The following is a 14,646-nucleotide window of genomic DNA, read 5'->3' as shown; positions in this document are numbered from 1 at the left end:
ACACGCATGACAACAAACAATGGCACCGGCGGTGTGCTCTGGGCAGGGCGCTGGGGGTTCGTACTGGCGGCAACCGGCTCTGCCGTAGGGCTTGGCAATATCTGGAAATTTCCCTACATGACCGGGGAGTACGGCGGCGGCGCCTTTGTGCTGGTCTATCTGCTGTGCATCGCGGCCATCGGGGTGCCCTTGATGATGGCCGAAATTGCCTTTGGACGGCGCGGGCGCGGCAGCCCGGTCGAGGCGGTCAAGCGGGTGGTGGCCGAGTCCGGCGGGGCATCAGGCTGGGCGGCGCTTGGCTGGATGTCGATGATCTGCGGCTTCATGATCCTGAGCTTTTATGTGGTGGTGGCCGGCTGGTCGCTGTCCTATCTCTGGAAGGCCGTTACCGGCGGGCTCAATGCCGACAGCGTCGAGGGCATGGCGGCGATCTTTGAAGACAACAATGCCAACCCGCTCAATCTCGGCTTCTGGAGCACGCTGGTGACCCTGATCACCATGCTGATCGTGGGCAAGGGCGTGCAGGAAGGCATCGAGCGCAGCGTGCGCTGGATGATGCCGGGCATGGTGGTCATGCTGGCCATTCTGATCGGCTTTGGCGTGTTCTCCGGCGGCTTTGGTCAGGCGGTCGATTTCCTGTTTGGCTTTGAGTTCGGCCAGCTCTCCGGCGAGGGGCTGCTGGCGGCGATGGGGCACGCCTTCTTTACCCTGTCGCTGGCGGCAGGTGCCATCATGGCGTACGGCGCCTACCTGCCGGCGGGAAAATCCATTGCCCGCACGACCCTTACCGTGGCGGTCTGTGACACCCTGGTGGCCCTGATGGCAGGGCTTGCCATCTTCCCGATCATCTTTGCCAACGGCATGGACCCGGCCGGCGGCCCGGGGCTGATCTTCATGAGCCTGCCGCTGGCCTTTGCACAGATGCCGATGGGCATGCTGCTGGAGATCGTCTTTTTCGTGATGCTGACCATGGCGGCGCTGACCTCGGCGATCTCGATGATCGAGGCCACGATCGCCTGGCTGGTGGAGAGTCATGGCCTTGCCCGTAACCGGGCCGCCTGGGGCACCGGGGTGGTCCTGTGGCTGGTCAGTACGCTGGCCATGCTGTCGTTCAACCTGGGCGCCGACTGGACGCTGGGCGGTCGCACCTTCTTTGACTGGCTGGACTATCTCACTTCCCGCTTTTTGATGCCGCTGGGCGGTCTCGGGCTGGCACTGCTGGCGGGGTTTGCGCTCAAGGATCATGTGCTGCGTGACGAGCTGAGCCTTCCAGGTGCCGGCCATGCCCTGTGGCTTTTCATGGTTCGCTACGTCTGCCCGCTGGCCATCGTTGTGATTTTTATCGATGCGCTCGGCATCATGACGCTGGATGTGGCCACGCAGTGGCCATGGGGGCTTTTGGCGCTGGCGCTGTTTGTCGTGGTCGGCGAGTGGCTGAGCCCGCGGCTGCGTCGGCAGCCGGCGCGCTGAGTCAGATTGTGCTCATGTTGATGAGCGTATGAATGAAAACGCCGCGCTGGTGGGCGGCGTTTTTTTATGCGGCGTCATCTAGCTGTGAATCATCTCGTCAGCAGGGCCTGACGGGGCCATGAATGCCCTTGTGCAAGTGTCGAGCCGATACAGTCAGGCGAAAGGATTATAATGCTGCCGATGAAATTTGGTGTTATTTAAATAATCATCGGGCTGTTGGACCATCACTTCCTGAAATTTCAGGAATATATCTCCCGGCGAAGTGTTCTTGTCCTTTTCGGCTTTGAAAATGCTGGTGAATTCTTCGGTCAGATTTTTGCCGATGTTGTTATATCTCTCCTTGCTTTCTGGAGTAACCAGTTCACCAGTATGGGTGTATGTGATGATGCCTTCGTTGATACGAGTGATATCGATCAAGGGTCCTCGACTATCAGCTGTCGCGTAGAGCTCAAGCGACTCCATGGCATCATCACGTAACATCGCATCGTAGCGGCCCGCTACCTCTCTGGTCCAGGCAGGTAGCTCGTCCCTGTTTCGAACGCTGTAAGAGGATTCCGAAAGAGTCACGTTGGTGCCCGGGGCATCATTTTTGCCAAGGGCCACCCTCTTGTTCGAAATGGAGGTCGACGTTTCGGTTCTAATGCTGTCAATTCTGCTATTTTGGCTGATCGAGTCCGCGATCTGAGTGGTCATTGCCTGTCCCTGTAATTAGTTTTAGTTTCCCTAATGAATGATTATCAGGCTGGGCGGATGAATCAGTCTCAAGAAAAGACTCGTTCTGAATGGCTAAATCGTGAAATGTCAGCCGAACCCTTGGCCCGGCTGCGAATTGCCCTGCTGCAAGTGTTGAGCCAGAGAAGCCCATTCGCCCTTGCTCATGAGTGCGCGCTGACGCTTTTGTTCCGCCATCGGCAGCCGGCGCACTGAGAAAGCCTGTGCTCATGTCGATGAGCGTGTGATGTCGGTAAATATGTGAATAAAAAGGGCCGCCCATTGAGGGCGGCCCTTTTGCCTTGGCGTGATGTTTTCAGGGGGCGGGCGGCAGGGTCGGGTCATCCGGGATATTGGCGCTGTGGCCGGGGTCTTCACGGCTCATGTGCAAAAACTGCAGATGGCGTTCGTATTGATCCAGGATGTCGTTGATGAGCTGATCGCGGCTGAAGCCGATCAGGTTGTAGCCCTGGCTGCCTTCGAGCAGATAGGGCTCGAGGCGATAGTAGCGTGACCGGGTCTCGCTGGCCCGGCGGGCAAAGGATGGCATGGGAAAGGCGCGCGGCCAGATCTGGTAGGTAAAGTTCTGCTCGTGATCGAGTGCCACGTTCAGCTCCAGATGCAGCTCTTCGCCTTCTGCCTTGATGACTTCGGCTTTGAGGCCCTGCTCTGACAGCTCACGCGCCACTTCCTCCATGGCCGGGCGTGCGGTCATGTTGATGAAGGCGCGCGCCTGGCGTCGACCGGGAAAGTACATGGCGCGCTTGAGGCGCTGGCGCCAGTGTCGCGTACCGCGCTCGCTGGTATGGGTGCGGCTCGACAGGCGCCCGGCCAGGCTGGCGCGATGGCTGTCTTCCTTGAAGGCTTCACTTTTGAACGAGCGATAAAGCCCGGCCATGACAAAAAAGATCACAAACGAAAAGGGCAGCCCCATGATGACCACCATGCCCTGCAGTGCCGATACGCCGCCGGCCATCAAAAGCGCCAGGGTCAGCAGCCCGATCGTGATCGACCAGAAGATACGCAGCCAGATGGGGGCGTCATGGTGCACGCTGGAAAGACGCGAGGTGAAGTTGCCCAGTACCAGCGCACCGGAGTCGGCCGAGGTGACGTAGAACAACATGCCCAGCAGGGTCGCCAGCGAGGCGGTCCAGAGCACGCCCGGGTACTGCTCGAGCAGTCCATAAATGGATTGTTCGGGGCTTTCCATGGCGATCCGACCGAACTCGGTGGCGCCACCCAGAATGCTCTCGATCGCACTGTTGCCGAAAATCGAGATCCACATCAGGGTAAAGATGAAGGGGATGGTCAGGGTGCCGATCACGAACTCGCGAATGGTGCGCCCGCGCGAGATGCGCGCCAGAAAAAGGCCGACAAACGGCGCCCATGCCACCCACCAGGCCCAGAAAAAAAGCGTCCAGGTGTTAAGCCAGTCGGTGGGGCGATCAAAGGCAAAGGTATCAAGCGTCATGCCCATGAAGCGGTTGACGTAGTCGCCGACGTTGAGCACCAGGGCGTTGAGCAAAAAGACGGTGTCGCCGGCGATCAATACATAAAGCAGCAGCACCACGGCCAGAAGGACGTTGAACTCGGAGATGCGACGGATACCGCGGTCGACCCCGGAGACGACCGATACGGTGGCCAGAATGACCGACAGCGCAATCAGAGCGCCCTGAACGAACAGGTTCTGGGGCAGGTCGAACAGATAGGTCAGCCCGTAGTTGAGCTGGACCACACCGATCCCGAGGCTGGTGGCAATGCCGAATACCGTACCGATGACCGCGGCGATATCGACCGTGTGGCCGATGGGGCCCTCTATGCGCCGCCCGAACAGCGGGTAGAGCGCGCTGCGAATGGTCAGCGGCAGATTATAGCGATAGCTGAAATAGGCCAGGGCCATGCCCATCAGGGCGTACATGCCCCAGCCGGTGATGCCGTAGTGAAACATGCCCCAGACCGTGGCCTGACGGGCGGCTTCCAGCGTGCCGCCCTCGCCGACCGGCGGGGCCAGAAACTGGGTGACGGGTTCGGCCACGCAGAAAAACAGCAGATCAATGCCGATACCGGCGGCAAAGAGCATCGCCGCCCAGGAGCCCAGGCTGAACTCGGGGCGCGAGTGTTCAGGCCCCAGCCGGATATTGCCGAATCGAGAGGCGGCGACGAAGATCACAAAGCCCAGATAGATGGTCGCGGCCAGAAAGTAGTACCAGCCAAAGGTGTTACTGATCCATTCAAGGGCGGCAAAAATAACGGTATTGGCGGTGTCGGTGAACAACATTCCCCATAGGGAGAACACCACAATACACAGCGCCGAGCCGTAAAAGACGATCGGGTTGAGGCCATCCTGGTGCTGCTCGGGCGTATCAATGGGTTTGACGCTCATCGAAGGAGTCTCCTCGTGGCCGATACGATGATGAGTGATTCATGAACGTCGCCCTCGTGGCCCCACCCGCTCCCGGGACCACGAGGGCGCTGATCCAGAATTTTTATTGATTGGTCGTTCAATCAACGTACATCCTTTCAACACGACCTTCAACAGACCCTGGACCATGGCAGGGGGGCAGGTGTTGTTCGGTATCGACCGTCAATCAGCCATAATGACGTTGGGTTTCACGGAAGATTTCACGGGAGGTGTCATGACAACGGCCATGAGCTGGATGGGCGGCAGGCTGCAGGCAATGCAGGGCGATATCACCACACTTGAGGTGGATGCCATCGTTAATGCAGCGAATCACTCGCTGATGGGCGGCGGCGGCGTGGATGGCGCCATCCATCGCGCTGCCGGGCCCGAGCTCAAAAGGGCCTGCGAGGCCCTGCGTCGGGATCAATGGCCGGACGGTCTGCCGGATGGTGAGGTGGCGCTGACGCCGGGGTTCAACCTGGCGGCGCACTACGTCATTCACACCGTGGGGCCGGTGTATGCCAAAACGATCGACAAGTCGCATCTGCTGGCAAACTGCTATCAAGGGTCGCTGTCGCTGGCACGTGAGCAGGGGCTGCATACCGTTGCCTTTCCGGCGATTTCAACCGGCGTCTATGGCTATCCGTTCGATCAGGCCTGTGAGGTGGTACTGGGTGTCATGAGCGAGGTGCTGCCGCGCAGTGAGCTGACGGTCACGCTGTGCTTTTTTGGAGAAAAGGATCTGAAAGCCTTTCAGGGCGTGGCCGACCGGCTGGGCTATCAAAATGATCGCCAGTAACGGTCGAAACAACAGCGCGGTCAGGCGTGCCGAGGCGCTAAAAAATATCTGATGATGCCATGGCTGCATCAGCATCGAACAAGCATTCCTGTTGGCGGGGTGGCATCAAATCCTTCAACACCGGGCAGGCCACATGGTGGGCCCGTCATGATTAAAAACATCATGTTAGCGCGCGCTAACAAGCAGTGGGGCGTTGTTTGACGAGCAGGGGAGAAGAGCGTTATTGCCGCAAATATTAGACCAAGGTCTTGTATGCGAAAGTCGTCCCGGGACAATGGTTCGGTTGTAACCCTCTGATGCCTTTGCAAGAATGTTGCGATAACGCGCGCAGTGACGCCCTTACCCCGCAATGAGAGAGACCCGGCATGGTAAAACAGTTCGATCAGCGTCATCGGCAATCACGACGCATTCTGATCATGGGGGTCTCCGGATCCGGCAAGTCGACCATCGGCGAAGAAGTGGCCGACAGGACAGGATGTGAGTATATCGACGGTGACAAGTATCATCCGCCGGAAAACATCGAAAAGATGACCAAGGGGGTTTCGCTGACGGATGAAGACCGTCAGGGCTGGCTGGAGGCGCTGGCGAACCTGTATGCGCAGCACCGCAAGGACAACAAGAGCGTCATGATCGGCTGCTCCGGTCTCAAGAAGTCCTATCGCGACATCCTGCGTCAGGGCGACCCCGATCTGGTCATTCTCTTTCTGGACGGCAGCTACGACACCATTTTGCAGCGCATGCAGGAGCGCCAGCACTTCTTCTCGCCGGAGATGCTGCAGACCCAGTTTGACACCCTGCAGCCGCCCGGCAGTGATGAGGCGATCAGCATCGATATCTCGAAGTCGTTTGATAACGTCATCGATCAGTGTGTCAACGAGCTCGAAGCGCTCGACTAGTTGCGTTTGTTGACAGGCGAGCTGCTTGATCCGCATTCGTTGTGATCAAGGCATGCGAAGAGGCCCCGGGTGCAGATGTGCACCCGGGGCCTTTGTCATGTCGGGGCCCTTGTCATGGCGGGACACTACTCGATAAAGGCCTCGACGCTCTGGCGCCGCCCCAGCAGGAAGGCGTCTGCCACGTGGCGAAAGGGTGCCACGTCCACATCGCTGCGACCGCTGCGGATCAGCTCTGCAAAGCGCCTGTAGAGCCCCGCGTATTCGACATCCTCACCGTCAACGACGCGCTCGCCATTGATGGTCAGCTGGCTGCCGCCCTCATCGAGGACCAGCGTGCCATCATCGGTCTCGACCGTGATCTGCCAGGTCTGCGGACCGGTCTGGCGCCAGTCGAAATCGGCGTGGATGGGCGTGTCGTGAACATCGGTGAACTCAAGCGTCGCGCCGATCGGTGACTGACAGTTCTCCGGCACTTCAAGCGTTGCCTCGCGCAGGAAAAAGGCTTCGGGCAGCACATGCGTGGCGATCGACAGCGCGTTGATGCCGGGATCAAAGACGCCCAGACCGCCCGGCTCCCATACCCACTGCTGGCCCGGGTGCCACTGACGCACGTCTTCGCGCCACTGGATGTTCACGCCGGTGACGCGGCGCGTTGACAGCCATTCGCGCGCCTTTTCAACACCGGCGGCCTCGCGGGCATGCCAGGTGGCGTAGAGCGTGACCCCCTTGTATTCGGCGCGGCGCACCAGGTCCTCGACCTCGCTGAGACTCACGCCCGGCGGCTTTTCCAGCAGGACATGCTTGCCGGCCTCGATGGCGGCTACGGCCTGGCCGTAGCGAACCTGCGGCGGCGTACACAGCGCCACGGCCTCAACGTCTGGATGGGCCGACAGCAGCGTATCGAGATCCTGATGGTTGTCGACGCCTTCAAGCGTGGCATTGCGACTGGCAATGGCGATCAGATCAAACTCGTGGTTGTCGCGCAGGGCCGGCAGATGCTGGTCCCTGGCGATCTTGCCGAAACCGGCAATGGCAATGGTGGTCATGACTCGATCTCTTTCCGGAAGGGTCGGGCAGTCTGTACGGCCGCCCGACCCGGGGTTAAAACGTCAACTGATAGCAGGTGTGCTGGCGATAGCGCTCGCCCGGGTCAAGCCGGGTCGAGGGGAAATGGCCGTGATTGGGGGCATCGGGAAACTGCTGCGCCTCCAGCGCTAGGCCGCCGAAGGCCTTGATCGCATGGCCTTCATGGTCACTCAGGGTGCCATCCAGACCGATGCCGGTATAGAGCTGTAGCGAGGGCTGATCGGTAAACACATCCAGGTGCCGGCCGCTATGTGGTTCGGTAAGCGTGGCATGGGGCTTTCCCTGCGGGGTTTTATCCAGCACCAGCGCCACGTCATGACCGCCGGCCCGAGCGAGCTGCTCGTTGGGCACCTGCTCGCGTTCGCGCGGCGTGGCGGGCGTTAGAAAGTCATAGGGGGTCTCCGCGACCGGCGCAATCGTGCCGGTCGGGATCGAGGCCTCATCAAGTACCAGGTAGTGGCCGGCGGCGCACTCGAGGCGGTGATCGCGCACGTCGCCCCGGCCGCGCAGATTGAAATAGGCGTGGTTGGTCAGGCTGACAACAGTCGGTTTCGAACTCTGCGCCTCGTAGTCGATGGTGAGCCGGTTGGCCTCATCAAGACTGTAGTGGACCGTTACGTCCAGATCTCCCGGGAAGCCCATGTCGCCGTCGGGCGAACGAAGGCTCAGGGTAACGCCGACCCGGTCGGCCTCTTCAAACAGCACGCCTTCAAAGCGCTGAAAGCTCAGCCCTCTCGGCCCGCCGTGCAGGGCGTTATCCCCCTCGTTGGGCGGAATCTGAAACGTCTGACCGTCAAGTTCAAAGCGTGCCTTTTCAAGGCGGTTGGCATAGCGCCCGACCACCGCGCCGAAGTAGGGGTGAGACTGGAGATACTGCGCTGGATCACTAAAGCCCAGCACCAGATTGACCGGCTCACCGGTCTCCCGATCGGGCACCCTGAGAGCCTGCAGGGTCGCGCCGTAATCGAGGATGTCCACCTGCATGCCGGCACTGTTGCGCAGTCTGAAGCGCTCAAAGGGAGTGCCGTCATCGTGCTGACCGGGTTGGTCGCTTTCGCAGTGCAAGGGCATGAATCACTCCATGATCGATTGAGTAGGGCGTGTCGTCGTAGCGGTTGCAGGGCAGTATAGAACGCCTGCCCGGTACCGGGCAGGCAGGGTCAGGGGTCTATTTGCGTATCGGTTGGCCAATGTTGCGAAGCCGTTTGCCTGCCATCAGCGACTGTTCGATTTTTTCAAGCGCCACGCCGCGCGTCTCGGGCACCAGCAGCAGCGTCACTGCGATAAAGGCGAAGTTCAGTGCGGCATAAAGCCAGAAGGTGATCGCGTTGCCCAGCACGTTGATCAGCGTCAGGAAGGTGGCCCCGATGATCATGTTGGCCACCCAGTTGGTCACCGTGGAGCAGGCCACACCGAAGTCGCGCCCCTTGAGCGGCTGAATCTCGGAGCACAGAATCCAGACCATGGGGGCAGCCGACATGGCGTAGCTGACCACGAACGTGCCCAGAAGGGCGAGCGCCAGATACTGGGTGGTCGCCCCTTCGAGTCCGTATTCGAACAGCGCGCCCAGGGCCAGCATGCAAAGCCCCATGATGGTAAAGCCGGTATAGAGCAGCGGCTTGCGCCCGGCGCGGTCGACCAGACCCACGGCAATCAGGGTTGCCAGCGTCATGACAAGGCCGATCACGACCGTCCCCCAGAGCTGCTCGCTGGGGCTGTCAAAGCCGGCCATCTCCAGAATGCGCGGGGCGTAATACAAAATGACGTTGGCGCCGGTGAACTGCTGCATGAACTGCAGCGTGACGCCCAGGCCGGTCGAGCGGCGAAAGTTGGCATTGCGCTTGAAAAGCGTCCAGCCCGAATCCCCCACCTTCAGGTTATCGCGAATGCGCGCCATTTCTTCGTCAACGCCTGAGCTGTCACCACCGCGCAGGCGCATCAGGACGCTGCGGGCCTCGTCAAAGCGGCCACAGCTTGCCAGCCAGCGCGGGCTGCGCGGCAAAAAGAACATGCCGATCAGCAGGAGTATGCCGGGGATGGCAATGATGCCCAGCATGCCGCGCCAGTTGCCCGAGTAGCTGAACAGCGTATTGGTCAGATAGGCCAGCAGAATACCGCCCATGATCATCAGCTGATAAAAGGAAATCAGCCGGCCGCGGATGTGCTCCGGCGCGATCTCGGAGAGATAGATGGGCGCCACATAAGAGGAAATGCCCACGGCCACACCCAGCACCAGTCGGGCCAATATCAGCATCTCCGGCGACGTTGCCAGCGCCGAGAGCAGTGCCCCCACCACAAAGACCACCCCGCTGACGGTCAGCGTGAGCTTGCGACCCATTCTGCGTGACAGGGTACCGCTGGCGCAGGCACCCAGCGCGGCGCCCAGCATCATGACGCTGACAATGATCTCCTGCTGGCGGTCGCTGACGCCGAAATCGTGTTCGATAAAGGGCAGGGCGCCGGAGATGACGCCGATGTCCATGCCAAAGAGCAGACCGGCCAGCGCCGCAACGCCGCCGATCATGTAGACGGTCGACATTGACGGACGCGCAGCGTGATGGCGTGGTTCGTTCGATGCCGCGGTCATGGAAGATTTCATGAGCTACCCCGGAAGTGTGACGGCGTACATGGCAGATATTAAGATCAACAACAGGCTTTGTATGTTGGACATTTACCGGAAATGCTCAACATAGACTTTGGCCGTTTCGACCTTGGTCCAGGCTCTTGAGGAGAGTCTCAACAGGTCAGAGAGGCTATCGGGGAGGGCGGGGGATGTGCTTTACAACGTACGGGGTCAGCTGACAGAAGTTGCGCTTACAGACAGGTGCGCGGGCATGGGGGCCGGTGTGATGTCCATGTTCAACGCATGTGCGGTGTCTTCGAGTACGGCGGTCGCGGCGTGATGGGCCTCATCGCAGTGGCGCATGCGAACGGCATCCATCAGGCGCCGATGGCTTTCGAGGCTGTGACCAGGGTCAAGCGTGCGTGTGTTGCTCTGCGATACCAGCAGATGAATGGAGGGGCGCAGCACGTGGGAGAGCTGGGACCAGACGATATTGTGAGTGGCGTAATAGAGGGCGACGTGAAAGGAGACGTCACAGTGGTCGTGACGTGTGGTGTCCTCATCGAGATGATGGCGCTGCATGCCCTCGAAGGCTTCCTCGATGGCGACCAGATCCCGGGCGGTGGCGCTGGTGGCAGCCATCATGGCCACCCAGGGCTCGACCGTCAGGCGAAAGCTTAAAATCTCGCGCTGGATCTCCAGATGCGGCCCGCCAAAACGGGTGATCCAGTCCGTGACGGCAGGGTCGAGAATGTGCCACTGCGAGAATTCGCGCACCCGTGAGCCGTAGCCGGAGATACGCTCGATGATGCCGCCGTTGACCAGTGCGCCTAGATGGCGACGGACCACGTTACGGCTCAGCCCCGACTGCCGACAGATCTCCAGCTCCTTGGGAATGAAATCGCCCGGCTGATAGCGCCCGTCAAGGATTTCCTTGATCAGCTGATCGGCCACGTGGTGCGTGTCGTGGAAGGCGGTGTCTTTCATTCGATTCTCGAGGGCGGCAGCATCAGGATAAAACATATCACGGACCGGGCCCCCGATACGCCAGAACCGCATCGGGGGCAGGGCGCAGCTCAGGTCGTGTCGCCACCGGTGTCTCGATAGCGATGGCCGGGCAGACCCGGCGTCGCCACGCGCGTAGAGAAAAGCGAGCCGGCATCGGGATACTGATCCAGTGTGGTCTGTTCCAGTCCCTGGCGGGCACAGGTGACATAAAGCGTTTTAAGATCGCTGTCGCCAAAGGTGACCTTGGTCGGGTTGGGTGCCAGCAGCGGCAGGGTTTCCACAACCTTGCCGTGATCATCGAAATGTACCACGACGCCACCGCCATACATGGCGACCCAGTAGTGGCCGGCCTCATCGATGGCGGCACCGTCCGGTGAGCCCGGCAGCGCCAGTGCTCGGGTGTCGGCGAAGAGCTCTGGCTTGCCCAGTGTCCCTGCATCGATATCCAGCGGATAGCGGTAGATATGATGGGTGGGCGTGTCGCTGAAATAGAGCCAGCGGTTATCCGGGCTGATGGCGATGCCGTTGGAAATGGTCACGCCGTTGATATGCTCACGCACGTCGCCGTGATAGCTGAAAAGTGCTCCTGTGGGATGGGCTTCCTCGGCGTTTTTGGTGCCGATCCACAGCCGACCGTGGGCATCGCAGTGGCCATCGTTGCACCAGCTGATGTCCGGGTTTTGCGGGCCTTCAACGAGCTGGCGCTGTTTCTGGCCCTGGTCATCGAGATGCCACAGGCCCGAGCGAAAGGCCGCCAGGTAGCCGCCCTGTTCGTCGGGCACGGCATAGGCCAGCGGCTCGTCAAAGCGAAAGACCCGGTGCTCATTGGTGTCGGGGTCAAGCTGATGCAGCTCGCCGCCCAGAATGTCGGTCCAGTGAAGACGCTGCTGATGGCCGTCCCAGTGGGGCCCTTCTCCCAGTGCCATGGTCAGTGTCAGATGGGGTTCCAGCATGTTCCCTCCGTGGTATCAGTGTTGGATGTTGTTGTCTGATGAGCGCCCTGGCCCATCAGCGTGGCCTATGGCGTCTCCAGCCCCGTGAGCTGCAGCCGCGCGCTCAGTTTGCCATCGCGAAAATAGTCCGTCTGCACGAGAAGACCCGGATAGCGCGACGTGAAGTAGAAATGCATGCGCCGGTCGGGCTTGTCCGTGTCCCATGCTTCAACGTGGCGCGTCTGCCAGCGTCCCTGGGGTACCGGCATTTCCGGGTCGTCGATGACCCGCCAGGCCATGTCGCGTTCGCGCTCCTTGTGATCGATGTATTCAAACGTGCAGGGGTCGGCGCGGCGCCCGCGACACGAGGGCGCATCAAACGCCTGCCGGCTGAGGGTAAACAGCGCCGCCTGACGGTCGGGCAGCCTGGAGAGCTGCTGTTCATCGAGCCGGTAGGTATCGCCAAAGCCGAACAGGCGGTAGCGGCTGTAAAAGCTCCAGGGGGCGGCCCCGATGTCGTCGTGCCATCTAAAACGGCTGTATTCATAGCCGGTGGCGATCTTGATCGAGGCGTGCATGGTCGTGCGCCAACCGTTGTCATCGCGCTCGAGCTGATGGGTCATGTCGGCGTTGGGCCAGCCGTCCATGGTGAGATGGTAGCGGGCCTCGAAGGGCTGAATCTCCTGAGCCTGAATCGGGGCGGACAGCAAAAGGGCGGTCATCACCAGAAAAGCGCGAGGCATGACGTCTCCTGTCGGTTAATGGCAGGGCACACCGGGCCGGGCCAGGGAGTCAGTACCCCGTGGCGGGGTCGACGGTGTCGAGGGACTCACCGCGCGTCAGGGCAAGAATGTCGGCGGCAAACTGTCGGGCCCCTGCACTCACGTCGGTGGGCGCGGCCACGTGCGGGGTCACGATGACCCGCGGGTCCTGCCAGAGAGGGTGCTGTGCCGGCAGGGGCTCGTCGGGGAAAACGTCCAGCATGGCGCCACGCAGATGGCCGCGCTCGATGAGGCCGAGCAGGGCATCCGGGTCCAGCGTGGTGCCGCGTCCGGCATTGATGACCACGGCCCCTTCCGGCAGTTGGGCAAGACGCTGCTCGTCAAGCAGCCAGCGCGTCTCGGGCGTATCCGGCAGCAGACTGACAATGACCCGTGGGGTGTTCAAAAGGGTGGTCAATCCGGTATCGCCATGATGGGTCTTGATCCCCTCAATGTGTTTCTCGGAGCGACTCCAGCCCTGCACCTCGAACCCCTGAGCACGTATTCGCTGTGCACAGGCCTTTCCAAGCGTTCCCAGCCCCACGATGCCCACGCGCCAGGCGCTGCGATCATCCAGCGGCTGTTCCTGCCAGTTATGTTCCAGCTGCTGTTGACGGTAGCGGTCCATGTCCCGATAGAAGTGCAGGATGCCATAGAGCGCATAGTCGGCCATCAACGCGCCCATGCCGGCATCGCGCAGGCGCACGATAGGCACGTCCGGCAGTCCGGGCAGACTCAGGAGGGCATCCACCCCGGCGCCGGCATTGAAAATTGCCTTGAGGGAGGCATCCTGACACGCCAACAGCGAGGCCGGCGGCTTCCAGACCACCAGGATATCGGCCGGGCCTTCGCCGGCTTCCTGTGTGGTCACGATGCTGGCGTTGGGCAGGGTCGGGTGCAGTTCGCGTCTCAGCGTCTCCTGCCAGCGTGGCGCCTCGGGGGCGTGAATCAGAATGCGCATATCGCCTTCACCTTGAGCGAGTGGACAGGGGCGGCAGATGCTGGCGGCCTAGAGCCAGCCACGATGCTTGAAGTACAAAAAGGGCGTCAGGCCGGATATGAACATGACAAGGATGGCAAAGGGATAGCCCAGCGGCCAGTGGAGCTCCGGCATGACATCAAAGTTCATGCCATAGATGCTGGCGATCATGGTGGGCGGCAAAAACATGACCGAGGCGATCGAAAAGATCTTGATGATCTGGTTTTGCTGGATGTTGATAAAGCCCTGGGTCGTGTCCATCAGGAAGTTGACCTTGTCGGACAGGAAGGTGTTATGCGACATCAGGGCGTCCACATCCTGAAGTACCTCGCGGGCCTGCTCCTGGAGCTCCGGGTGGCGACGCAGGTGGCGCAGCAGAAAATGCAGCGAGCGCTGGGTGTCCATCAGACACAGGCGGATCTTGCCGACGCTGTCCTCGACCTTGGCCAGACGATCGATGGCGTCCTCGAGATCGGAGTCCTCGACTTCCAGCACCTGATGGCTGACCTGTTCGAGGTCGCGGTGCATGTCCTCGACGCTGTCGGCCAGGTTTTCCACCTTCTGCTCGAAGATGGTCACCATCAGCTCCTGGGGGGAGCCGGCCTCGATCTGGCCGCGACGGGCACGCAGACGCAGCAGCCGGAAATCGGCCAGATCCTCCTCGCGCAGGCTCAAAAGCCGCTGGGGCTGTAAAATGAAGGCCACCGTGGTGTTTTGATGCTTGCCTTCATTGCGGGTCAGAAACAGGGAGTGAACGTGGAGACCGTCGGCGTCGGCAAAATAGCGCGCCGAGGATTCGATCTCTTCGACCTCGGTGCTGCCGGGCAGCTCTTCGGCCAGAAAGGGGGCCAGGGCCTGACGTTCACTGTCGCTGGGTTCCTGAGCATCGATCCACGTGGCCTGCGACAAACGCTCGTCGAGCGCGTCGTCGGCCAGTTCGTGAATGGTCTGCTGCTCAAGGCTGTAGGTCCTGATCATGATGACATTCCGGCACGCGATAGATGGGCCTCATGATCCCAGAGCAGGGTGTTATTGCCAAA

The 14,646-nt window shown here is 60.8% G+C and carries 13 protein-coding genes; 3 read left to right on the top strand and 10 right to left on the bottom strand.

What is annotated here, in order from left to right; genetic code table 11:
- The first annotated feature begins 6 nt into the window (after positions 1-6).
- Entirely contained in the window at positions 7-1,470 is a 1,464-nt protein-coding gene (locus tag ACXMYO_RS09250) for a sodium-dependent transporter (RefSeq protein ID WP_457808505.1), read from the top strand.
- 153 nt (positions 1,471-1,623) lie between these two features.
- Here ACXMYO_RS09250 and ACXMYO_RS09245 read toward each other — a convergent pair whose 3' ends face one another.
- Together ACXMYO_RS09245 and betT are read right to left on the bottom strand one after the other, a co-directional pair.
- Positions 1,624-2,163: a hypothetical protein gene (locus ACXMYO_RS09245; RefSeq protein WP_457808504.1), complete on the bottom strand. Its 540-nt coding sequence runs from the start codon at positions 2,161-2,163 to the stop codon at positions 1,624-1,626.
- Between the two features lie 334 nt (positions 2,164-2,497).
- A complete protein-coding gene (gene betT / locus ACXMYO_RS09240) occupies positions 2,498-4,564 on the bottom strand; it encodes a choline BCCT transporter BetT (RefSeq protein WP_438764218.1) in 2,067 nt (688 codons plus the stop codon).
- Positions 4,565-4,817: 253 nt separating this feature from the next.
- On the opposite strand from betT, the gene ACXMYO_RS09235 reads away from it, so the two are divergent.
- Complete coding sequence (locus ACXMYO_RS09235) at positions 4,818-5,381, top strand: O-acetyl-ADP-ribose deacetylase (RefSeq protein ID WP_438764217.1); 564 nt, start codon at positions 4,818-4,820, stop codon at positions 5,379-5,381.
- A 365-nt stretch (positions 5,382-5,746) separates the two neighbouring features.
- Positions 5,747-6,277, top strand: coding sequence for a gluconokinase, GntK/IdnK-type (locus ACXMYO_RS09230; protein ID WP_438764216.1), 531 nt, complete (start codon positions 5,747-5,749; stop codon positions 6,275-6,277).
- Between the two features lie 125 nt (positions 6,278-6,402).
- Here the strand turns inward: ACXMYO_RS09230 and ACXMYO_RS09225 are convergent, their stop codons facing one another.
- From ACXMYO_RS09225 to corA, 8 genes are all read right to left on the bottom strand, one after another.
- Positions 6,403-7,323, bottom strand: coding sequence for a Gfo/Idh/MocA family protein (locus ACXMYO_RS09225; RefSeq protein WP_457808503.1), 921 nt, complete (start codon positions 7,321-7,323; stop codon positions 6,403-6,405).
- A gap of 55 nt (positions 7,324-7,378) precedes the next feature.
- Positions 7,379-8,434, bottom strand: a complete 1,056-nt coding sequence (locus ACXMYO_RS09220; protein ID WP_457808502.1) for an aldose epimerase family protein — start codon at positions 8,432-8,434, stop codon at positions 7,379-7,381.
- A gap of 97 nt (positions 8,435-8,531) precedes the next feature.
- Positions 8,532-9,962 (bottom strand): sugar porter family MFS transporter, encoded by a 1,431-nt coding sequence (locus tag ACXMYO_RS09215; RefSeq protein ID WP_457808501.1) that lies wholly within the window; start codon positions 9,960-9,962, stop codon positions 8,532-8,534.
- Positions 9,963-10,157: 195 nt separating this feature from the next.
- The gene (locus ACXMYO_RS09210; protein ID WP_457808500.1) at positions 10,158-10,913 is read right to left on the bottom strand and encodes a FadR/GntR family transcriptional regulator; all 756 of its coding nucleotides are present in this window, start codon (positions 10,911-10,913) and stop codon (positions 10,158-10,160) included.
- An 89-nt stretch (positions 10,914-11,002) separates the two neighbouring features.
- Positions 11,003-11,887: an SMP-30/gluconolactonase/LRE family protein gene (locus ACXMYO_RS09205; protein ID WP_457808499.1), complete on the bottom strand. Its 885-nt coding sequence runs from the start codon at positions 11,885-11,887 to the stop codon at positions 11,003-11,005.
- A 65-nt stretch (positions 11,888-11,952) separates the two neighbouring features.
- A complete protein-coding gene (locus ACXMYO_RS09200; protein WP_438764209.1) occupies positions 11,953-12,609 on the bottom strand; it encodes a hypothetical protein in 657 nt (218 codons plus the stop codon).
- A 49-nt stretch (positions 12,610-12,658) separates the two neighbouring features.
- Entirely contained in the window at positions 12,659-13,588 is a 930-nt protein-coding gene (locus tag ACXMYO_RS09195; protein ID WP_457808498.1) for a 2-hydroxyacid dehydrogenase, read from the bottom strand.
- Between the two features lie 48 nt (positions 13,589-13,636).
- The gene (corA, locus tag ACXMYO_RS09190) at positions 13,637-14,584 is read right to left on the bottom strand and encodes a magnesium/cobalt transporter CorA (RefSeq protein WP_438764207.1); all 948 of its coding nucleotides are present in this window, start codon (positions 14,582-14,584) and stop codon (positions 13,637-13,639) included.
- Positions 14,585-14,646: the final 62 nt, after the last annotated feature.

The organism is Kushneria sp. EE4, from assembly GCF_977968315.1.
The sequence above is the reverse complement of the archived record's forward strand: the minus strand, read 5'-3'. Positions and strand labels throughout refer to the sequence as shown.